This is a genomic window from Frateuria sp. GZRR35, assembly GCF_051900415.1.
Lineage (GTDB): Bacteria > Pseudomonadota > Gammaproteobacteria > Xanthomonadales > Rhodanobacteraceae > Frateuria_A.
Window position 1 is genome coordinate 40,612 of the sequence record NZ_JBHZGL010000002.1, and the last position, 19,947, is coordinate 60,558.

The 19,947-nt window shown below is 66.1% G+C and carries 18 protein-coding genes; 5 read left to right on the forward strand and 13 right to left on the reverse strand.

Features of this window, described 5'->3' with window-relative positions; all coding sequences use genetic code 11:
* Window positions 1-23 precede the first annotated feature (23 nt).
* Entirely contained in the window at window positions 24-1,094 is a 1,071-nt protein-coding gene (locus tag ACFWZ3_RS02710; protein WP_439706256.1) for a DUF1176 domain-containing protein, read from the reverse strand.
* A 424-nt stretch (window positions 1,095-1,518) separates the two neighbouring features.
* On the opposite strand from ACFWZ3_RS02710, the gene ACFWZ3_RS02715 reads away from it, so the two are divergent.
* Together ACFWZ3_RS02715 and ACFWZ3_RS02720 are read left to right on the forward strand one after the other, a co-directional pair.
* Complete coding sequence (locus ACFWZ3_RS02715; RefSeq protein ID WP_439706257.1) at window positions 1,519-1,962, forward strand: BON domain-containing protein; 444 nt, start codon at window positions 1,519-1,521, stop codon at window positions 1,960-1,962.
* A 10-nt stretch (window positions 1,963-1,972) separates the two neighbouring features.
* On the forward strand, window positions 1,973-2,539 hold the full coding sequence (locus tag ACFWZ3_RS02720; RefSeq protein ID WP_439706258.1) for a general stress protein: 567 nt from the start codon (window positions 1,973-1,975) through the stop codon (window positions 2,537-2,539).
* A 93-nt stretch (window positions 2,540-2,632) separates the two neighbouring features.
* On the opposite strand, the gene ACFWZ3_RS02725 is transcribed toward ACFWZ3_RS02720, so the two are convergent.
* The 6 genes from ACFWZ3_RS02725 to ACFWZ3_RS02750 form a co-directional block, all read right to left on the reverse strand.
* A complete protein-coding gene (locus ACFWZ3_RS02725; RefSeq protein WP_439706259.1) occupies window positions 2,633-3,538 on the reverse strand; it encodes an ATP-grasp fold amidoligase family protein in 906 nt (301 codons plus the stop codon).
* A 332-nt stretch (window positions 3,539-3,870) separates the two neighbouring features.
* Window positions 3,871-5,841, reverse strand: a complete 1,971-nt coding sequence (locus tag ACFWZ3_RS02730; protein WP_439706260.1) for a M61 family metallopeptidase — start codon at window positions 5,839-5,841, stop codon at window positions 3,871-3,873.
* Window positions 5,842-6,280: 439 nt separating this feature from the next.
* Window positions 6,281-6,724 (reverse strand): lysozyme inhibitor LprI family protein, encoded by a 444-nt coding sequence (locus ACFWZ3_RS02735; protein ID WP_439706261.1) that lies wholly within the window; start codon window positions 6,722-6,724, stop codon window positions 6,281-6,283.
* A 259-nt stretch (window positions 6,725-6,983) separates the two neighbouring features.
* On the reverse strand, window positions 6,984-7,424 hold the full coding sequence (locus ACFWZ3_RS02740; RefSeq protein ID WP_439706262.1) for a lysozyme inhibitor LprI family protein: 441 nt from the start codon (window positions 7,422-7,424) through the stop codon (window positions 6,984-6,986).
* A gap of 195 nt (window positions 7,425-7,619) precedes the next feature.
* On the reverse strand, window positions 7,620-9,155 hold the full coding sequence (locus ACFWZ3_RS02745) for an XVIPCD domain-containing protein (protein WP_439706263.1): 1,536 nt from the start codon (window positions 9,153-9,155) through the stop codon (window positions 7,620-7,622).
* Between the two features lie 38 nt (window positions 9,156-9,193).
* A complete protein-coding gene (locus ACFWZ3_RS02750) occupies window positions 9,194-9,637 on the reverse strand; it encodes a lysozyme inhibitor LprI family protein (RefSeq protein WP_439706264.1) in 444 nt (147 codons plus the stop codon).
* Window positions 9,638-9,874: 237 nt separating this feature from the next.
* On the opposite strand from ACFWZ3_RS02750, the gene ACFWZ3_RS02755 reads away from it, so the two are divergent.
* Window positions 9,875-10,594 carry a hypothetical protein gene (locus ACFWZ3_RS02755; RefSeq protein WP_439706265.1) on the forward strand — a complete coding sequence of 240 codons (720 nt, stop codon included), beginning with the start codon at window positions 9,875-9,877 and terminating at the stop codon, window positions 10,592-10,594.
* A 200-nt stretch (window positions 10,595-10,794) separates the two neighbouring features.
* Here ACFWZ3_RS02755 and ACFWZ3_RS02760 read toward each other — a convergent pair whose 3' ends face one another.
* Window positions 10,795-11,949 carry a serine hydrolase domain-containing protein gene (locus tag ACFWZ3_RS02760; RefSeq protein ID WP_439706266.1) on the reverse strand — a complete coding sequence of 385 codons (1,155 nt, stop codon included), beginning with the start codon at window positions 11,947-11,949 and terminating at the stop codon, window positions 10,795-10,797.
* Window positions 11,950-12,026: 77 nt separating this feature from the next.
* Window positions 12,027-12,266, reverse strand: a complete 240-nt coding sequence (locus ACFWZ3_RS02765) for a hypothetical protein (protein ID WP_439706267.1) — start codon at window positions 12,264-12,266, stop codon at window positions 12,027-12,029.
* 239 nt (window positions 12,267-12,505) lie between these two features.
* Here ACFWZ3_RS02765 and ACFWZ3_RS02770 point away from each other — a divergent pair, with 239 nt between their 5' ends.
* Window positions 12,506-12,781 carry an immunity protein Tsi6 family protein gene (locus ACFWZ3_RS02770; RefSeq protein WP_439706268.1) on the forward strand — a complete coding sequence of 92 codons (276 nt, stop codon included), beginning with the start codon at window positions 12,506-12,508 and terminating at the stop codon, window positions 12,779-12,781.
* Window positions 12,782-14,003: 1,222 nt separating this feature from the next.
* On the opposite strand, the gene ACFWZ3_RS02775 is transcribed toward ACFWZ3_RS02770, so the two are convergent.
* From ACFWZ3_RS02775 to ACFWZ3_RS02790, 4 genes are all read right to left on the reverse strand, one after another.
* On the reverse strand, window positions 14,004-14,558 hold the full coding sequence (locus ACFWZ3_RS02775) for a YdeI/OmpD-associated family protein (protein WP_439706269.1): 555 nt from the start codon (window positions 14,556-14,558) through the stop codon (window positions 14,004-14,006).
* 121 nt (window positions 14,559-14,679) lie between these two features.
* Window positions 14,680-15,237 (reverse strand): DUF3228 family protein, encoded by a 558-nt coding sequence (locus ACFWZ3_RS02780; protein ID WP_439706270.1) that lies wholly within the window; start codon window positions 15,235-15,237, stop codon window positions 14,680-14,682.
* A 69-nt stretch (window positions 15,238-15,306) separates the two neighbouring features.
* Window positions 15,307-18,165, reverse strand: a complete 2,859-nt coding sequence (locus ACFWZ3_RS02785; protein ID WP_439706271.1) for a PAS domain S-box protein — start codon at window positions 18,163-18,165, stop codon at window positions 15,307-15,309.
* A gap of 199 nt (window positions 18,166-18,364) precedes the next feature.
* Window positions 18,365-19,006: a glutathione S-transferase family protein gene (locus ACFWZ3_RS02790; protein ID WP_439706272.1), complete on the reverse strand. Its 642-nt coding sequence runs from the start codon at window positions 19,004-19,006 to the stop codon at window positions 18,365-18,367.
* Between the two features lie 171 nt (window positions 19,007-19,177).
* Here ACFWZ3_RS02790 and ACFWZ3_RS02795 point away from each other — a divergent pair, with 171 nt between their 5' ends.
* Window positions 19,178-19,933, forward strand: coding sequence for a zinc-dependent peptidase (locus ACFWZ3_RS02795; RefSeq protein ID WP_439706273.1), 756 nt, complete (start codon window positions 19,178-19,180; stop codon window positions 19,931-19,933).
* Window positions 19,934-19,947 lie beyond the last annotated feature (14 nt).

Genomic DNA, 19,947 nt, shown 5'->3' on the forward strand with positions numbered 1-19,947 from the left:
TGCCCGCCGGCGCAGAAGTCCTGCTAGCGCACTTTTGTGACGATGGTCGGCAGGCTCCATGCACCACCGGGGGCCAGCAGTTTGCACATGCCGCTGGTCGAGGAAGCGGTGTGCACGAACTGGCGACCGTCCCAGGCCCATTCCTCCGTGGACCAGCAATCGCCCAGGCCGCGGCCTTTCATCGACGAGCTGATACGCCCGTCCCCGTAATCCGAGCCGATCGTGGTGACCAGCACCGGTTGGTAGGGTGCGCTGTCGTTGATGACCCAGAATCCGGACCCGCTGTTGTACGCAGCAAGCCAGCAGCCAGCGGACACAAGCAGGTGATGAGCATCCAGCCGGGCAGCCCTGAACGGAACAGGACCGCCCTCTTCCGCTGGCGACAGATCGCAGTCATCGATCGAGGTCGCCGCAGCGATCGCCTTGCGTAGCGCCGGCAGGTCAACCGCTGCCGGCAGCGCGTCCGCGCTCATCGTCCGATCCACCACGCTGGCCTGGTGCACGGCCGGCACGGGTAGCGCCGGCGCGACGTCGGCTTCGTCCCGCGTGCCTTTCCTGGCCAGGGCGCCGCGCGTACCGACCCGCCGTTGGTAGTCGTCCACCTTCAACAGGACGGCCGCGGCGCCGTCGTCGGAGAGATGCCAGCTGACATCCCCGGTCGAGAACTCGATCGTGCTGTGGCCCGGCAAGGCTGCCAGCAGGGCCGCTACCTGTGCTTGGGATAGCTTGGCGGCAAGGCTTTCCTGGCTGACCGATACCGCGCCCACGGAAACGCCATCGATCGTCATCGACAGGCGCAGTGGATCGCCAAGGCGTTGGAGCAGGTCGAAATCCTCCTCGTCGTAGGCGCCTACCATCAGTTCGCCGGTCACCGGTTGGGCCGGACCGGCCTTGCGGGTCAACAGGACCGAGATGGCATGCTCGTCGCCGTCCTGTTGATACCCCGCGATGCGACAGGTGCGCGTGTTGTCACAGGCCACCTCCCAATCCCCGTGGAAGAAAGCCATCCCGCCATCCACGTTTACCGTATCGGCCTGCGCCCAGGGTGCCAGCACGGCCAGGGCCAGCCACACGATCGCTGCATAACGCTTCATCACTGCCTCCTTGTGCCAGAGGCCTATTCTGCGGCCCGCCGTTGCGCGGTAAAGGGCGGGATAAAGGAAAAGCCGGGCGCTGCGGCGGCGGTTTGCCATCGGCCCTGAGCCCTGACTTGGGCGCCTGGCAACCGGACTGACCAGCCGCAATGTCGCTGGTGGCGTGCGAACTGCGCGACCATCAGGCCGGCGGCATTTGTTGCCAAGCCTCTCGCACCGGTGCGGCGGAGAGGGCGCGCGACTGGTCGCTGACCGTCGAGGTCCGACGCATCCCGCGGCACGCCACTGGCAAGCGGTGGAGCCCGCTCACCCTTATGACACGCGCATTTTACCGCCGGCACCCTAGCGTGGCCCTTCCGGCGCAAGTCATGGCCGGGCTCAGAGTGCGGGCCGTCCCCGCATGGCGACCAACGAGGAGGAACGCATGAAACACACATTGCCCAGGCCGCTGGCCGTGGGAGTGTTCGCAGCGCTCGCGGCAAGTACCGGCGCTTTCGCGCATCAGGCCACGCCCATGCAGTCGCCACCTGCGTCCAGCCAGTCAGCGGCCGGCGTGACCAGTGAGGATGCCGACAACACGCGCCTGAACCGGCGTGATCGCAACGACGCATCGGTCACGCCCATGGACCAGTCCAACAGCTCGTCCGCGGTCGATCTGGTGGCCAAGGTCCGCCAGGCGATCGTCGACGACAGCAACCTTTCGGTGAAAGCCCGCAACGTCAAGGTGGTGGCCAACAACGGCGTGGTGACCTTGCGCGGGCCGGTGGCCAGCGCGCAGGAAAAGGCCCGCCTGGAGCGGGATGCCGCCGGCGTGCGCGGCGTGACCCGCGTCGACAACCAGCTCGACATCGAAACCGATTCCGATTGAGGAGACCTCCATGTACGCATCCGTCTATTGCACCGTCCCCGACCAGGACAAGGCCGAGGCTGTCGTCGACGACCTCAAGGACGCCGGCTTCTCCAACAACGACATTTCCGTGCTGATGCAGAACCGGCGTGGCACACGCGATTTCGCTACCGAGCACAACACCAAGGCGCCCGAGGGCGCGACCACCGGCGGTGTGCTCGGCATGGGCGCCGGCGCCGGCCTCGGCTGGCTGGTGGGTATCGGCACGCTGGCCATTCCGGGCCTGGGCCCGTTCATTGCCGCCGGGCCCATCATGGCCGCACTTGGCGGCGCAGCGGTCGGCGGCGCAACCGGTGGCATCGTCGGCGCGCTGATCGGCATGGGCATCCCGGAGGTCGAAGCCAAGCATTACGACGAGCGCATCCGCGAGGGCAATGCACTGATCACCGTGCACACCGAGGACATGGTCGAACGCGACCGTGCTCGCGCGATCTTCGAGCGTCACGGTGCGGCTGACATCGCCACCGGCACGGGCACCGGGCTCGGCGCCACGCCGAGGGGCACCGGCTCCACCCTGCACAACGGGCCGCGCTTCTGATCGGCCAGCGATCGGTTCCCCCAGGCCGGGCCTCAAGCCCGGCCTTTTTTTTGTGCGCGCGGGGCGACCCGCCCGTCTTTCAGCGGATGCGGCTCAACGGCCCAGCTCGCAGGTATCCGGCCAGCGGAATTTCGCGCCGAGCGCCGCATCCCAGTGCGGCGGTGACAGCGCATACATGCCGGCGCCCGGCGTGACCGTCAGCTCGCCGATGTACACCCGGCCTTCGTAGTAATAGCAGTCGACGCGAAGGAACCCGAAGGGCGCGGCAAGCTTCCTGGCGATGCGCATCATCTCGTCCAGCCCATCCACCACCGGCAGCGGCTTGCCGCTGGGCTTGAGGCCGCGGAAGCGGAACGGCGCGGGCGTCAGGTCGGCCAGGTAGAAGTCCTGCGTCATGGCGTCCTTGAAGCGGTCATGGACGTACTGGACGAACACGAAGGCTTCCTCGCCGCCGCCCGGGTTGAGCACGTTGAACTTGTAGTCGTCCGGCGGCTCGCCCTGGGCACCCAGCAGCGCCTGTTCGAAAATGATCCTGGGGGCGATGTTCCGGTAGTGCTTTTCCCGCTGCCTTACCGAGAAGTCAGACTTCATCCAGCCGTTGGCCAGGTCAGCCAACGCATCGAGGTCTTCGCTGCGCTTGTCACGCACGATCCGCGTCTGCCCCGCGCTGTGGTTGGCTTTCATGACAAACGTGTCAGGCAGGGCGTCGAAGGTCTCCCGGGTGACCCGGTCGCAAGTGAGGAAGACCGGTACCAGATACTGTTCGCCCACCACCTCGGCGATGTAGCGGCGTACCGCTACCTTGTCGGCCAGTTGCGAGAAGACCGGCAACGGGTGGCGCATGCGGTAGAAGATCTTTTCCGAATAGCGTTCCGGCTGCGCAAGGCTTCCGACCCTGCGGTAGATCTGGAAGTACCGGTAGGGGTAGTACACCGGGTCGGGCATGCGCTTGACGATGGCTCTTCGTATTTTTTTTATGCGAGCGACGAGGCTGGCCATTCAGGCTTTCCTGTAGATACCGGCACGCGGCCCAAGGGGGCCAGACCACCGGAAAAACCGTTGCACTGCCGTCCAGAAAGTCGACGGCCCAAGGCCGTGAAGCCTGTTTCACCTCACGTGAAGAGTCCGGCAATCCACGCGGTTATCAGATTTTTCCTACATCGACACTGTGCGCTGGCACGCAGAACACGAACGTCTTCCCCTTGCACAGCAGAAGCTGGCCGCCTTCGCGCATACCTTCGATATCGCCATCCCGGGTCACTCTCGCGGCCCGCGGGAACGGGTAACCATCGTCATGCCCGCGCTCACGGGACGCAGCCTTTTGCGGGCGGCTACCGCGTCCGCGGGGCGATGATCTCGCTCAGGTAATCCGGCGTGCCCTTGACGCGCACCAGGTGTGGGTACTGCAGGCCACCGTGGTAATCGACCGGCACGGTGCGGTAGCCGCCCTGAAACTTCAACAGGAGCTGGATAGGCGTCTTTCCGTCTTTCGCTGTGGCGATCGCACTCTTCAGCACATCGGTGGAGTAGTCCTTACCGTTCACGGCCACGAGCGTGGCGCCCGTGCTGACGCCCGCCTTGAAGGCTGGCCCCTCCCAGCGCACGTCATTGATCTGGCCGTGATCGTCCAGCGTCAGTCCGATCGACCAGGTGAAGTTGTACAAGTGCCGCGGCGACTGCGGGCGGTTGTTGTACTGCTTTTCGTAGTCGCTCGGCTGGTCGGTGTAGACCAGCTTCCAACCGGTGCCTTCCAGGCCATCGAGCAATGGCGGATCGAGCGTGTCGACGCGCGCGTGCAGGAAGCCCGCCCAGTCGTACGGCGCCACGCCGTTCAAGGCCGCAGCCACGTCGTCGAAGGTGTAGGTCTTGGTCACGAAGCTGCCGTTGTCGACGCCGAAGAACGCGCGCGCGAAGTCATCCAGCGACTTCCTGTCGTGCGTCAGCGCGCGCAGCTTGGCATCGACCTCCAGCCAGATCATCTGGCCGGCGCTGTAGTACTCCTCGCTCATCTGCCAGCTTCGGTACGGCAGGCCAGTGCGATGCGCGGCGGTCGGATCGTTGGTGGTGTCCTCCAGCGTGCGCCAGTGGAAGCCTTCGCGATTGCGGTCGTAGTTGGCCGCTGTCATGGCCAGCGCATCGCGGAACTGCTCGGGCGTCCACAGACCGGCACGCGCCGTCAGCACGAAGCCCCAGTATTGCGTCTGCCCCTCGTAAACCCACAACAGCGAGTCGCCCATCGGCACGTTGAAGTTGGGCGTCCACAGGTCGGCTGGTCGGCGGAACTTGCCGTTCCAGGAATGGGTGTACTCGTGTGCGAGCAGGTCGCGCCCCGGCGCGGCGTCCTTCCACGCGGTGAAATAGTCGGCCTCCAGCCCGTTCTCGCTGGACTGGTGATGCTCCAGCCCATTGCCGCCGAGCTGGTCGGACAGCGAGAACAGAAAGTCGTAATGGTCGTAGTGGTGCGAGCCGAACAGCGTCGTCGCCTCCGCCACCAGCGCGCGATGCGCCTGCAACTGCCCGGGCGTCATCTCGAGGTATTTGGGCGCGTCCGCGACCACGTCCAGATGTACCGGCGCGCCACCCTTCGGGGTGAGATCGACGCGCTTGAAGTACTGGCCCGCGTAGATCGGCGAGTCGACCAGCGTATTGAACGGCACCGCCTTGAAGGTCGTGGTGTCGCCCGAGGATGAGACCTTCGCCTGCCCGGCCGGCTCCAGCGCGCTGCCGAACTGCCAGCCATGCGGCAGGGTCACGCTGGGCGCGAAGGTGATACCGCGCGAGAAGTGGCCCGCCGGGTACAGCGCCACCTTGTTCCATTCCAGGTCCAGCATGCGGTCGGTCATCTCGTAACCGCCATCGCGGCTGGAGAGGTACTGGAAATCCGCATCGATGCTCGAGACCCTCGCCGGCACGTCCACATGGAATGCGTACACGTCGTATTCGTCCCGCGTCCACTTGAGCGGCGTGCCGTCGGCGCTGAGCTTCAGGCCGGCAAGCATGGCGACCGGACCGCTCGGCGAGTGGTCACCGGGGATCCATTTCGGATACAGCAGCGTCAGCGCACCAGCCTGCACTGGCAGCGTTTCGTGGACGCGGAAGATGCCCTGCCGCGTGTCGCTCGCATCCACGTGGATCGTCACGGTGCCCGGATAGGGCGTGTCCCGCGGTGGCGGCACGCGGGCGCCGGGCGATGCCTGGGCACTGGCCACGCCGGCGGCGAGGGCCATCGATACGGCTAGGGCGAGGCGCCCATACCTGCGGGATGCAGCGACCGATGAACCAGCAAGGGCGGCACGGGACATGGAGACCTCCGGCAGGCATGTGGACAGCCTGGGAACTTAGCAGCAATCGTCGCCGCAAGTTCCTGCTGGTCGGCAGCGCAACGGCTTGCGAGTCGGAGCGTCCCCGCTATCGATCAGCAGCTTCCAGAGGAGACGGATGCGCGCATCGAAACCCTCTCCCGGGCTCCGCTTTTGCCTCGCCGCCCGGAGCGACGGCATTTCACTAGCGATGTACGTCCTGCAGCGCAGGCGGGGCGAGGGTCTGAGGCAGAACCGCCAGCGAGGCGTCCGCGCGGGGCTGGGGCGCTGCGAGAAACAGGCCCCCCCGCGATGGATAGACGATAGGAGACGGGGCCACCTTCCGTTCCCGCCCAACTACCAAATAGACGGCGCCGGCCCCCACGGCGATGTCGTGCGTATCGAGCTTTCGCATGCTTTTCCTCCCTGAACTGGCGATCGATTATTCGTCGCTTACCAGGGACACGTACGTCTCCAACGTGTTGGCTCGTCCGCACTTGCGAAACATGTCTCTTTGAGAGACTTCGAGGTTTGCGATGATCTCGCTTCCGTAGAGCGTGGTCTCCAGACCGGAGCTTGTGCTGTGAAACGCCAGCCAAGCGCGCTCGGAGGCCACCAACTGCTCCTTCGCCTTACCCTCTAGCTTGCCCATAAGTGTCTTGTACGAACGGTTCAGCCGCGCGTCCTGAACGTCCTCTTCGGAAGATAGGCAGGCGCCCACGGCAATGCTGTCGTAATCAGCCCTGTCGATACATCCATAGAACGCCTCACTAATTCCTTTGGGCGCATCGCGTCGGATCGGATCGCTCGGGCGCTCGACCGCTCCTGCCGCAGAGGCGCAGGCGAAGAGAGCGAAAGCGGTGATAGTCGTCCTGATGGGGTTCATGGAAGTTCCTGAGCTTGCGTACGAAAACCAAGCATGCCGCGGTCCAAAGCGCCTGTCTTCGGACGATGGCTGCCCGGCATCGTCTTGGTTGGTCGCCGAGATAGGGTTTTGGGACGCCGCGCCTCGATCAGTAGGGCAATTTCGGCAAACATGGCTTCCGGGCGGTTCGCCAGACGTAACCAGATGGGTGCCGGGCGCCTGCGAGCGCAGCTATAGCTTTGCGTGTTTGGTTCTGGCATGCCGTCGAAACGGTTGCAAATCAAAGTTCGCTGGCAAGAGCGAGATATTCTTCCAATCGATTGGCCTGTCGACAGATCGCGAAAGTCTCGTTCTCGGTCACCTCCAGATTTCCGATGAGATCGCTCCCGTACAGTGCGCCTTCAACAGGGGATGTCTTGCCCTGCCATCTCAACCAAGCGCGCTCCGCATTGATCACGTCTTTTTTTTGATCACCATCGAGCTTGTGCAACAGCGCCTGGTACGCCCGGTTCAGGCGAGCGTCTTGGCGTTCCCGCTCCTGGGACAGGCAATAGGCCTTGTCGATGTCGCTGGACTTTGCTTCATCGATGCAGGCATAGAACGTCTCCGTTAGTCCCTTTGGGGCATCACGCCGGATGGCGTCACTCGGGCGCTCGACCGCTCCGGCTACAGAGGCGGCGAAAAGAGCAAAAGCTATGACGGTCGTCCTGATGCGGTCCATGACACTTCCTGAGCTTCGCTAAGAAAACCAAGCTTGCCGGGTTCAGAGCACCTGTCTGTCGGGCGACGACTACCTGTGCAACCGGGAACGTATGTCTGATTGATCACCGACCTCCAGTGGAGGCGCGGCACCTCGGGCAATAGGGCGACGCCCGAAGACGCGATTTCCGACGCGTTGCCATGCGCCTGCTGATGGCTACCTCGGCGAACGCAAAACTTCTGAAGCTTGCAGCGCAGGCGGGGGGAGGGTCTGAGGCAAAGCCGCCAGCGAGGCGTCCGCGCGGGGCTGGGGCGCTGCCAGGAACTTCGCGCTGCTTTGCGCCAGCGGCGTGGCGACCGCCTGCAGGATGTCTACGGCCGCGAACCGCCTGAACGGCGAATCGAGTGCCCCCTGCACGGCAAAAGCGCGCGTGGCGTTCTCGCCCAGCACCACGTGATCGATGCGGGCAAGCCCGTGCGCCTGCGCCGCCGTAGCCAGCGAACCGGCCACGTTTTTCGACAACTCGTCCGGCACCCGCCCGCATCTGGCGTCGATCAGATGGACTTTCTCCAGCGCCTGGCAAAACAGCGGATGCCCGGGATGGCTGCGATCGGCGAGGCTCGCGGCTTGTTGCTGGATGGCGTCGCCCAGCGTATCGAGCGTCTTCGGCCCGGCGCGACCATCGGTCTCCAGACCATGCGCATGCTGGAACGCAACGACGGCCTGCCGTGTGGCCGGACCGAAATCGCCATCCGGCTTCAACGGGTGGCCATGGGCGTCGGTGATGCCCAACCGGGCGAGACTGGCCTGGAGAGAGGCGACCTCCTCCCCATGGGAACCCTGGCGAAGGACGTGGATCGGCTTCCCTCGGCCTATCGTTTTCAATCCCTCCTGCAAATCCTGATCACTGGCAAAGTTCGCAGGATTGAAGTCGGCGCTTCCCACTTTGGTTTGGGCGCGCGCAAGCGCAGCGGCTCTTTCCGGATCATCGTAGGCCTTTAGGTAACGGCCTGCGGGTACTACAGCGGCCGCACCAGCGTAACCGCGATGATGGCTCGCTATCTCCTGTGCTTTAGCCACGAGATCCCCGTAATCGCCACCGTCCGAAAGAACCTTGCGGAACTCGACCATTTCCGACGGCCTTTGGTTCGCCGTCTTTGTGAGGAGCGCCAGTGTTTCAAACCGGCGGTTCTCGGGAATGTTCTTGCCGACGCAATCCAGCATATCCAGCGCTTGCTGGGCCGCATGGCGAACTTGGGGGTAGTCGATATTCGTGTGGATCCATTGTTTCCCCTCCTCGGATTCCGTCCACGCGTTGAAGCTGTCACGAGTCCCGGAAGCAATGAATCGCAGCGCACTGTGGCGCCCCTTTCCATTGCCATGAGTCAAAAGTTCCTCCCGAAGCTGCGTCCTGTCAGAAGGGAACTCGAGGTGATGCACTTCCGCATACTTCGAAGCCTGCGCGATGAGGGCGTCCACATAGGTGGTCTGGCCAGGCTTAAGCGGCGCATCTTCCGTCGCACCTAGCGGCCACGTCCCACGTTGACCAAGATCGACCTGGATTGCCCCTAGGGAGTAACCGCTATTGGCAATGACCTTTTCTACCTTTCCCCAATCCTTGTCGCCTTCTTGTCGCGTAATGCCCGCGATAGACAGCCGATAGGGATGAGGCCCCCCTTCGGTAGCGCGCCCAACGACGAAATACATGGCGCCAGCGACTGCATCGATGTCGTGCGTGTCAGGACCTTGCATGCCGTTACTCCTTTAACGGGATCAATTGAGCCGATGCCTTAGAGGCCGCTGGCAACCGCCAGGTATTCGTCCAATTGATCGGCTCGACGCGTAACGGCAAAAAGCTCGTTTTGCGCCAATTGAAGGTTGTCGATGATCTCGTGACCGTAAAGCGCCTCCTCGAATGGCCCCGTGGTGTCTTGCAACTTGACCCAAGCGCGCTCTGCTTCGACAAGATGCTTCTTCTGGCCTTCATCCAGCTTGCGCAACAAAGCTTGGTAGGTGGTGTTGAGGCGCTTTTCCTGCTGCACATGCTCTTGCGACGTGCAGTAAGCTTCTTCGATCTCGTTGAAGTTCGCTTTGTCGACGCACGCGTAAAACGCGTTGCTAATTCCTTTCGGGGCATTGTGTCGGAGCGGATCACTCGGGCGCTCGACCGCACCTGCCGCACAGGCGCAGGTGAAAAGAGCAAAAGCGATGAGGGTCGTCCTGATGCGGTCCATGGCAATTCCTGAGCTTGGATACGAAAACCAAGCTTGCCGCGGTCCGGAGCGCGTGTCTGTCGGCCGATGACTACGCCTTGCGGCGGTTGGATGGAACCCGTGAGCTGCCAGCCCATGTCTACTTCCGCCCGCGCCCGCCGGACATCCGCACGTACGCCGTGGCGCGTGCCTTCCGGCACTGCGACAGCGGCACGCAGCCCGCTACCTTGGCGCTCCCCGGAACTGCGGAAGCGTGCAATGCGTTGGTGGTTGATTCTTGGTACCTGGCTGGCCCTGCCGATGGCGGCGATGGCGCAGTCGGTGCCGGCGACCGTGGTCGTGCTGGACACGCTGCACCAGATGCATGCCGAGGTGCCGGCTTACGACAACACGGCGCTCAGCCGCACCATCGAACGGCTCAGGCCGGACGTGCTTTGCGTCGAACTGCAGCCGGACGATCTCACTGCGCGGCCGCCGGAGAAGTCCAAGCAGGAGTATCCGGCGGTCATCTATCCGCTGATCGATCGCCACCATTACCGCGTCTACGCGATGGAGCCGGCCGAGCCGCTTTACGGCACGTTGCTTGCGCCCTATCGCGCCAATACCGTGGCCTTCCACAGCCGCGAGCCGGCGCAGGCCAAGGCGTTTGGCCAGTACGTGGATGGGCTGTACGGGGTGCTCAAGGCGCACTGGACGTCGCCGGCGAGCGTCAACGACGACGTTACGGACGCCGCGCTGCGTGCCAAGCACGCGCTGCAGGAGGCGCTGATGGGCCCGGGCGAGCACGCCGGCTGGGAAGCCTGGAACGGGCATTTTCTGCAGGTCATCCAGCATGCTGCGCGTGAGAATCCGGGGCGGCGTATCGTCGTTCTGGTCGGCGCCGAGCACGGCTTCTGGCTGCGCGAGCGTTTGCGTGACGTCCCGGGCGTCACCCTGCTCGACACGCCCCAGGCTTTGGCCGACCCCGGTACGAATTGATCGAGGTCGACATCGCTCTGGCGGCGGCGGTCGGTAACACCGACGGTGGAAGGGGCGACGGTGCCGGCAGCGCGCCGCGGATGCGTGCGAGATCACCATGCCGATGGCTAGGGAGACCCCCGCCCCATTCACCAGCCGGCGCGCTGCCCTTTTCCACCTCCTTCCGCGCAACGCGTGCCCGACCGGACATCACGCGCCCCTCATTCGCGTATCGAACTCACCACGCCCTGCACCAGCCGGTTCACTGCGATGGCCGTCGGCAGCTTGTCGTAGGCGCCCGCCGTAGTCACGATGGCGAGGTCCAGTTGCGGCACCACGAACAGCCGTTGTCCGCCGTTGCCGAAGGCGGCGTGCCAGGGTATGTCCCGTCCGCGCCACCGTGCCGTGCCGGCCCACCACTGCGCGCCGTAGCGGAAATCGCTCACGCCCGTCGCCAGGCGCGGCTGCAACGAGCGTTCAATCCATGCCGCAGGCACCACCTGATGTCCTTGCCACTGGCCATGGTCGAGCACCAGGCGGCCGATCTTCAGCAGGTCGCGTGGGCGCAGGCGCAGGCCGTTGAACGCCATCGGCCGGCCATGCACGTCGTGCACCCAGTCCCACGACGATATGCCCAAGGGCCGGAACAGCCGCTCACGCGCGTAGGCATCCAGCGGCACGCCAACGCCGCGGGTGATGAGGTCGGCCAGCACCGCTGTCCCGCCACCGTTGTAATTGAAGGTGGAACCGGGCGCGTGGACCATGCGATGCGCGAACACATACGCGGGGATGTCGCGCTTCCAGAACAGGCGCAGTTCGTCGTCGTGGCCGGACTCGCCCTCGCGCCACTCCAGGCCGCTGCTCATGTCGAGCAGGTGCTGCACGCGGACCGCGCGCGCGGCATCGGAAGCCACGCGATCCAGGGCGGGATAGGAGGCGAGCACCCGGGCGGACGGATCGGGCACGCACCCTTCGCCCAAGGCAATGCCGTACAGCAGACTGGTGACGCTCTTGCCGACCGAGCGCACGTCGTGCAGTTGCATCGGGCCGAATGATTGCCGCCACGACACCAGCCCATACACCGATCGGTCCCGGCCGCCCTGGTAATACTCGGCCACGAGCCGCCCGTGGCGTTCGACGAGCACCGCGTGGACGTTGAACGGCCCGTCCAGGAGCGCGCCTGCCGCCTGCCCAAGCAAGCGGCCGTCGAAGCCCTCCGCCGCTGGCGGGGCGATCGGCCAGTCGCCGTGCAGCGAGGCCGGCACCGGCCCGACGCGCGACGCGACCGGGCGCAGCCATACCGACCAGGCGGCCGCGAATGCCAATAGCAGGATCACTACGCGCCACGTCCATCGGAGGCGGCCGATGTTCGACATGAAAAACCGTCCGGCAGGCCGCGAGGTGCGGCCTGCCTATTCTTCCAGACGCCGGCGGTTGGCGCCTGCCGGCGCCGCTAGCCGCAGTGGCCGCAGCAGGTGCTTCCGCCGCTGATGTGCACTTCCTTCTCCAGCGGCGTGGCCACGCAACCGACGCTACGCAGCGCATCGAGAATCTGGGCACCGCTTGCGCTGGCCAGCACTTCCAGACGACCGCGCCCGGCATCCAGGACGACCCTGGCGTCCGGATCCAGCGCGCGGATGGCAGCGGTGATCGGGGCCGCATCCGGATGGGCGGTGGACAGTTCGAATTGCATCGTGGACTCCATGGGGGAACCCGGCAGTCGCCGGCCCGCGCATGGTCGGGACATGCGCGCCTGTCCGCCTTGACCCGGGTCAATCCCATCGCCGGTACGCGATCGCGGCTGCCGAGAAATAGCCGTTCGGCAGGCGCTCCCCGGGCAGTGCAGCGGAAGCGGATTCCTTGTCCGCCTGTGGCGGGCGACAATGCGAGGAGCACCAAGCTCGCGGCGGCGGCGACTCGACGGAGAGAGAAATGACCGAAAGGATCGAGGCAGCACGCTCGGCGAGCCACGCGCTGGAACTGCTGGGCAGGCGCATGGCCGCCAACGCCGCATACGGGGTTTACCTGCATGCGCGTCAGCAACTCATGCGGGTGCTGGAGGAGCTGAGCCATCCCAACCTGCCCGACCCCAGGGAGCGGCAATGGCTCGACATCGGGCTCATGGCGGCCAGGGAGTTGGAGGCTGACGACCCCGCATTGGCCGATGCCCTGATGACTGCCGATCACGACTTCAAGCACGCTACCTAAAGTGACAAGCGCGGGCCCATGGGTCTGAGCAAAGGCGCATTCGAGCTTTAACGCCGGCCGGCTCCTGACGTCGACCGGGCCGCGTTTGCGGGCATGTCGGGCGCGGAATACGAGCGCGGTCTCCATACGCCGCACAGAACCCCGACGAGGCCTCAAGTCTTGATCGTACATATCGAAACGCTCATTGATGGCAAGAGCGTCTTCACGCGCACGATCGCGCCGTTGAACGTACCGAACCGCCGGAGTGCACCGGCCGGTCGCAGTCGCGCTGGCGACCAGGAATCGGCTGGCGAAATGCGGCAGCGACAACAGCGTCGCCGGCAGTCCAAGGAAACTCCGGTTCCCGGCTCGCCCGGCGGCGGGCGAGCCTTCCCGAATCGAGCAAACGTCTTCGCTCGCGCCGTGTTGCAACCTTTACGGGCCAACGCCGGCGAGTAACCGCATCGTAGGAGCGACACTCGAACCGGTACCACCAAACGCGCCGAGTGCCTCCCCGGCCTCAGCTCCCGAGCGCCCGCGGTAAAGCGGCGGCAGCTCCTCTAAGAGCAAGAGGCCCACCAAGCAAGGCGCACAGGCGCCTAGCTTTTTAGCCACCCCGTGGCTAGCCAGGCCATTTCTCTGGTTACTTTCTTTGGGCCAGCAAAGAAAGTGACCCGAGCGCCAAAGGCGATCGGAAACCCGCCGCAGGCGAGCCCAGTCGCGGGAAGCTAACGCAAGAACGACAACCAAAGCCACCCCATGCGGGAAGCATCCCCGCGAGCCCCGGCCCCTCACCCCAGCCCTCTCCCCGGAGGGGAGAGGGAGCCAAGTGCGGCGCTCGCGCCGGCACCAGCAAACCCGCTGAATGCCTCCCCGGCCTCAGCTCCCGAGCGCCCGCGGTAAAGCGGCGGCAGCTCCTCTAAGAGCAAGAGGCCCACCAAGCAAGGCGCACAGGCGCCTAGCTTTTTAGCCACCCCGTGCCTAGCCAGGCCATTTCTTTGGTTACTTTCTTTGGGCCAGCAAAGAAAGTGACCCGAGCGCCGGCAGGCGATCGGAAGCCCGCGGCAGGCGAGCCAAGTCGCGGGAAGCTAACGCAAGAACAACAACCAAAGCCCATGCGCGAAGCATCCCCGCGAGCCCCGGCCCCTCACCCCAACCCTCTCCCCGGAGGGGAGAGGGAGCCGATCAGCCAAACGCCACCCGCATACCCGGCTGTCCGGCGGGCCGCAACCGAAAGTGGCTGCTAGGACTCATCCGCCACCTCCGGCGCCGCGAACGCCTTGCTGTAGTAGCCGGAGGGGTCGAAGCAGCACACCCGTCGCTTGCCCGAGGCAAGCATGTCGCAGGCGTCGGCGACGCGCTTGGCGCGGGTAGCGGACTGCTTGGCCGACGTCAGCCAGTGGATCCAGTCCACGCGCGCCAGGGTAGTGGTGCCCTCCCATGTCGCCAACGCCACGGGCGCCTGGTCCAGCGCCTGGCGCAAGTCCGGCGGAAGCTTCGGCTCGGGCTCCCGGGCCACCGGTGCGATCTCAACCATGACCAGGTCACCGGCGGTTGCGCCGGCGGCTTTGCACAGCGCCGCATCCACCTTGAACCAGTGGCTCAACCGGCCATCGGGCTCCAGCGTGGCATGGAACGGCTGGCCGTTGATCGTGCCTTCCGCGGTCGTTCGTCCCCGCCGCGGGAACTGCGCGCTGGCCTGCTCGGGGAGGACCACGAACGTCCAGGACGCGTTGCGTGGCTGCGCCGGGCGCAGCAGCCTTGCCTCGAATCGGGAAGCGCTTTTCTTCTTGGCCATGGCGAGGTTCCTTGGGGAGGTCCGAGGGTACCGTCCCGGGCCCCCGCACAACCAGCCGCAGTGCGCACCCTTTGCGATGCGGACGGTCACCACCGCGCGCCGGCATCCGTGCCGTCTTCGACTATCCGCGCCAGTTGGCGTGCGTGCGCCAGAACTCCACGCTGCGGCGGTAGGCCTCCCGATCCAGCGGCACGCCGGAGCCGCCCTCTTCCACGCCCAGCGCATTGCGCATCATGGTGATCGGTGCCATCGGCGTTTCCTCGGGCTCGGCGGTGTACATGCAGCCGACCACGCCCCAGTCGGCCTCGATGACCGAACCCTCTTTCGCCAGCTGCTCGCGGCTGTAGAGGATCGGGATGAGGAAGCCCGCGACCGGCGGTTCCAGCCCCTCGAACCAGCGCACCAGCACCGGCAGTTCGTCGCGCGTGCGCGCCTCGTAGTCCGAGCGCAGCAGGTGACGGTTGGCCTCGGTGACCGGCACGGCCAGGCATCGCGTGGAGGTCCAGTTGCGATGCACGTGCAGCTTGCAGAACGGCGCGTAACCATCGAGCACCTTCAGCGGCGGCACCGTGTTCAGATGGTGCTCGAAGGCCTCGGGCGTGCAGTCCTGGATGGTGTTGCGGCGGGGCTCGCGCGGGAACAGCCGCGGGAGGGCGAAATCGGTGAGGACGATCGACATGCGGCGGAAGGCCAAGACGTGGGAGCGAGGGATTATCGCCTGCGGCGAAGCACCTGCGTCCGCACGGCATTACGCAGCCTGGTCGAGCATCGCCCTCACCTTGCGCGCCAGCCCGTCGAGGGTGAACGGCTTGCCGAGAAGCTCGACGTCCGGGTCGAGCACGCCCTGGTGCACGACCGCGTCGCGCGTGTAGCCGGTGGTGAACAGGATCGGCAGCTCCGGCCGGCGATGGTGCACTTCGTCGGCGAGCTTGCGGCCGTTGACCTCCGGCATGACGATGTCGGTGAACACCAGGGCGACGTCCGGGTGCCGGTCCAGCAGGCGTAATGCGGCCGGCGCACCGTCGGCCTGGAGCACCCGGTAGCCGAGCTCTTCCAGCGCGTCGACGCTGAACTGGCGCACCGCCGGCTCATCCTCCACCACCAGGATCAGCTCCTGCAGCCCGCCAGGCGCGGTGTCCGCACCGCCCTCGGCAACCCAGCCGGCAGCCGGTTCATCGCACAGGCGCGGCAGGTAGATCCTCACCGTGGTGCCCTGCCCGGGCTCCGAGTACAGCTTCACGTGGCCGCCCGACTGCCGCACGAAACCGTAGACCTGGCTCAGGCCGAGCCCGGTGCCCTTGCCGACTTCCTTGGTGGTGAAGAACGGGTCGAAGGCGCGCGCGAGCACGTCCGCCGGCATGCCGCTGCCGTTGTCGGTGACGGCGATCAACACGTAGTCGCCGGCGCGGGTGCCGTTGGCCGCGGCATAGCGTTTGTCCAGTTGCACGTTGCCCGTCTCGATGGTGAGGCAGCCGCCCTCGGGCATGGCATCGCGTGCGTTGACGGCCAGGTTGAGCAGCACGTTCTCCAGTTGGTTGGCGTCCACGCGGGTGCGCCAAAGGTCCTCGGCCAGCGTGGTGTGCAGGCGGATGCCCGCGCCGATCGAGTGGCGCAGCAGCTCGGACGTTTCCCCGACCAGTCGGTTCAGATCGGTCGGCTGGGGGTTCAGCGCCTGCTGCCGGGAGAAGGCCAGCAAGCGCTTGGTCAGCAGTGCAGCGCGTTCGGACGCGTCGGTCGCGCTTTCGATCTGGCGAAGCGCGCGGGGGTTGTCGCCCACGCGCCGCTTGAGCAGGTCGAGCGACCCCATCACCACCGCCAGCATGTTGTTGAAGTCGTGCGCGATGCCACCGGTGAGCTGTCCCACCGCCTCCATCTTCTGGCTCTGGCGCAGGGCCTCTTCGGTCGCCGCCAGGGCCTGCTCCTGTTCCTTCTGCTGCGTGACGTCGCGTCCGCTGGCGTAAAGCACGCCCTGGTCGGCGGACTTGACCCAGGACAGCCAGCGATAACTGCCGTCCTTGTGCAGGCAGCGGACTTCTTCCGGCGGGAACTTGCCGGCCGCGGCCATCGACATCGCTTCCAGATGGACGGCCACGTCATCCGGATGCACGAAGGCCTCGGCGCTGCGCCCGATCAGTTCGTCCGGTCGGTAACCCAAAATGTCGGACGCCTCGTTGGCCGCGAGGATGATGCCGGTGGCGTCCATCACCAGTTGCAGGTCGCGCGACATGGCCCACGCGCGGTCGCGCTCGCGGGTGCGTTCCTCGACGCGGGCTTCGAGCGTCTCGTTCAGTTCGCGCAGGCGTTCCTGCGCCATGCGGCGCTCCTCCACCTCGCGCTGGGCGGTAGCCAGCAATCGCGCATTGTCGATGGCGATGGCCGCGTGTGCGGCCACGCCGGCCATCAAGCGCTCGTGGCGGGCAGTGAAGTGCACCGGTTCCGGATGGCCAAACACCAGAATGCCCAACGACTCGCCGGAGCGTGAGGTCACCGGCACGGCGAGCACGCTGCATATCGGCGCATGCTCCGCCGCGGCAGGGTGCGGCACGCGTGGATCGAGAGAGATGTCGTTGGAGCGGAACGGCCGGTTGCGCTCGATCACCGGACCAAACAGTTCCCGCACGCTTGCCGGCGGCATGCCGGCATCGACCCCGGCCAGCGCACTGAGCTTCATGCCGCCGCCCGCCGCGTCCAACGTCTCGGAAAAGAACGCGCCGATGCTTGCGCGCAGCAGCTCGACGCCGGCATCCGTGGCCAGTTGCACGACCTGGGAAAGCTCCAGTTCGGCCGCCATGTCGGCAGCCGTGCGATTGAGTATTTCGAGCGTTTCGGTGCGCCGGCGCAGCGCGCGCTCGGCACGCTTGCGCTCGGTGATATCGACCATGGCGCCGATCATCCGCACCGCACGGCCTTGGGCGTCGCGCGCCACGGTGCCGCGGTCGCACACCTTTGCGTAGGTACCATCGACGCGGCGGAAGCGGTACTCGTCGGTCCAGTGGGTGCCGCCATGGCGCGCCACGTGCTGCAAGCCCGCGTCGACGCGTTCGCGATCCGCGGGGTGGATCCGGGAAATGAACCAGTCGTAGGTGGCCTCCCTCAACCGGTGGCCATAGGCGACACACAACTGCTCGTTCCAGAGCGTGCGATCGGTCTGCAGGTCCCAGTCCCAGATCGCATCCTGGGTGGCCTCGACGGCAAGCCGGTAGCGTTGCTCCGCATCGGCCAGCGCACGCTCGGCCTGTACCCGCGTGGTGTCGTCGTGGAAGGTGAGCACCGCGCCGGTCATTACGCCATGGGCATCGAAGAGCGGCTGCGCCGCGCCGGCGGCGATACGTACCGTGCCATCGTCTCGGCGGATGCTCCAGCGCGCTTCGGGCAGCGTTTCCCCACGCACGGCGCGCGCCAGCGGCAACTCGAGCGTCGGGTATGGCCGGCCATCCTCGGTCAGCACGTGGAAGACGCGGCTGTAGTCGGCCGGCAGCACGCCCAGCTGCGACACGCCAAGGAAATCCCTGGCCGCTTCATTGATGAAGGTGATGCGCCCCTCGCCGTCGGCCAGCACGACGCCTTCGCGCAACTGGCCCAGGACCGTGGCCTGTTCGGCGGGCAACAAGCCTCGCGGGGATGGCGTGGGGTTTCGCATGGGCATGGCACCCTCGGGCACCGCCGGGAATGCGCGCGGGGGTCCAGCCCGCATCGGCGCGGATGTTGCATCCCTTACGCCGGTTGGCGTGACGGAGGCAGGAAGGGAATGTCGCCGTCCAGACCATGCATCCGCCACGCTCGCCCGTGGCGCGCTCGCCGCCGCTTCAGCGCCTGGCGGCCACCGCCGCCTGCGCGGCATAGGCGCGCTGGAAGGCCGGGCGCGCCTCGCCGCGTGCGACGTAGGCGGCCAGGCTGGGGAATTCGTCGAGCAGGCCCGAGGGCCTCAGCCGCAGCAGGACCGACACCATCATCAGGTCGCCCGCGCTGAACGCACCGTCCAGCCACTCGGCGTCGCCCAGGCGGGTGGCGAGCTGGCGTAGCCGGTTGCGGATGCGATCGGCGATCAGCGGCAGGCGTTCCTGCGTCCAGGGCTTGTCGCCCTCGATGAACTTGGCCACGACCAGTTCCAGGATCGGCGGCTCCACAGTGTTGAGCGCCGCGAACATCCAGCCGATCGCCCGCGCGCGGGCATCGGCATCCGCAGGCAACAGGCCCGCATGCTGTCCGGCGATGTGCAGGACGATCGCCCCGCTTTCGAACAGGGCGAGCCCGCCTTCCTCGTAGGTGGGAATCTGGCCGAAGGGGTGAACGGCCATATGCGCGGGCTCCTTCATCGCCTGGAAGGAAACCAGGCGCACATCGTAAGGCTGTCCCACTTCTTCCAGCGCCCAGCGCACGCGCGTATCGCGCGCCAGTCCCTTGCCGCCGTCGGGCGAGCGTTCGAAGGCGGTGATGGTGATACTCATCGGAAAACTCCTCATGGCCAAAGTGGCGTACGGGCCACCGCTCAAGGCGAGGGCCCTCATCTCCACGACGATCCGGCCCGGTCCGGATCGACACTCTTCCACGGCAATGTCTTGAGAAAGTGCACATCGCCCCGATCCATGGAGCGCAACGACTTCCTCCCGCAGGGGGCCATGTTCGACACGATCAGCACCTGGCGCGCGCGACGCATCGTCGCCCGGCGCCCCATTGCCGAACCGCTCTGGCAGGATGCACTGCGCCGCTGCGCGCCGGCCCGTCGACTGGGCGCTTCCGACCAGGCCGCGTTGCGCGTGCTGGCCACGCTGTTCCTCGAGCGCAAGTCGCTGGAGCCGGTCCAGGGGCTGGAACTGGACGACGCCGACCGGGTGCTGCTCGCCGCCCATGCCTGCATGCCCATCCTGAAACTGGGGCTGGACTGGTACGACGGCTGGCACAGCGTCATCGTCTACCCGGACGCCTTCATACCCCGGCGCACCCACACCGACGAGGCCGGCGTGGTGCATGAAACCCGCAGCATCATGGCGGGCGAGGCCTGGGGGCGCGGGCCGGTAATCCTGTCATGGGCGGACGTGCTGGAGACCCGAAAGGCCCCGGGCCACAACGTGGTCATCCACGAGATGGCCCACAAGCTCGACATGCTCAACCGCGAAGCCAACGGCTTTCCGCCGCTGCACCGGCGCATGGATCGCCGCGCATGGACGAAGGCCTTCTCCGACGCCTTCAAGCGCCTGCGCGAGGATGATCGCCATGGGCTTCCCCTGCCGATCGACCCCTACGGCCTGGAAAACGAAGCGGAGTTCTTCGCGGTGGTGAGCGAGGCCTTTTTCGAGACACCGGCGGCGTTGCGCCAGGACCTGCCGGAGGTCTACCGGCAACTGGAGCTGTTCTACCGGCAGCATCCGTACTGAGCGACCGACGCTTC

What these genes read in the sequence shown, in the direction of transcription:
- ACFWZ3_RS02710 (WP_439706256.1), bottom strand. Translation starts at nt 1,094, where the DNA reads ATGAAGCGTTATGCAGCGATCGTGTGGCTGGCCCTGGCCGTGCTGGCA.
- ACFWZ3_RS02715 (WP_439706257.1), top strand. Translation starts at nt 1,519, where the DNA reads ATGAAACACACATTGCCCAGGCCGCTGGCCGTGGGAGTGTTCGCAGCG.
- ACFWZ3_RS02720 (WP_439706258.1), top strand. Translation starts at nt 1,973, where the DNA reads ATGTACGCATCCGTCTATTGCACCGTCCCCGACCAGGACAAGGCCGAG.
- ACFWZ3_RS02725 (WP_439706259.1), bottom strand. Translation starts at nt 3,538, where the DNA reads ATGGCCAGCCTCGTCGCTCGCATAAAAAAAATACGAAGAGCCATCGTC.
- ACFWZ3_RS02730 (WP_439706260.1), bottom strand. Translation starts at nt 5,841, where the DNA reads ATGTCCCGTGCCGCCCTTGCTGGTTCATCGGTCGCTGCATCCCGCAGG.
- ACFWZ3_RS02735 (WP_439706261.1), bottom strand. Translation starts at nt 6,724, where the DNA reads ATGAACCCCATCAGGACGACTATCACCGCTTTCGCTCTCTTCGCCTGC.
- ACFWZ3_RS02740 (WP_439706262.1), bottom strand. Translation starts at nt 7,424, where the DNA reads ATGGACCGCATCAGGACGACCGTCATAGCTTTTGCTCTTTTCGCCGCC.
- ACFWZ3_RS02745 (WP_439706263.1), bottom strand. Translation starts at nt 9,155, where the DNA reads ATGCAAGGTCCTGACACGCACGACATCGATGCAGTCGCTGGCGCCATG.
- ACFWZ3_RS02750 (WP_439706264.1), bottom strand. Translation starts at nt 9,637, where the DNA reads ATGGACCGCATCAGGACGACCCTCATCGCTTTTGCTCTTTTCACCTGC.
- ACFWZ3_RS02755 (WP_439706265.1), top strand. Translation starts at nt 9,875, where the DNA reads ATGCGTTGGTGGTTGATTCTTGGTACCTGGCTGGCCCTGCCGATGGCG.
- ACFWZ3_RS02760 (WP_439706266.1), bottom strand. Translation starts at nt 11,949, where the DNA reads ATGTCGAACATCGGCCGCCTCCGATGGACGTGGCGCGTAGTGATCCTG.
- ACFWZ3_RS02765 (WP_439706267.1), bottom strand. Translation starts at nt 12,266, where the DNA reads ATGCAATTCGAACTGTCCACCGCCCATCCGGATGCGGCCCCGATCACC.
- ACFWZ3_RS02770 (WP_439706268.1), top strand. Translation starts at nt 12,506, where the DNA reads ATGACCGAAAGGATCGAGGCAGCACGCTCGGCGAGCCACGCGCTGGAA.
- ACFWZ3_RS02775 (WP_439706269.1), bottom strand. Translation starts at nt 14,558, where the DNA reads ATGGCCAAGAAGAAAAGCGCTTCCCGATTCGAGGCAAGGCTGCTGCGC.
- ACFWZ3_RS02780 (WP_439706270.1), bottom strand. Translation starts at nt 15,237, where the DNA reads ATGTCGATCGTCCTCACCGATTTCGCCCTCCCGCGGCTGTTCCCGCGC.
- ACFWZ3_RS02790 (WP_439706272.1), bottom strand. Translation starts at nt 19,006, where the DNA reads ATGAGTATCACCATCACCGCCTTCGAACGCTCGCCCGACGGCGGCAAG.
- ACFWZ3_RS02795 (WP_439706273.1), top strand. Translation starts at nt 19,178, where the DNA reads ATGTTCGACACGATCAGCACCTGGCGCGCGCGACGCATCGTCGCCCGG.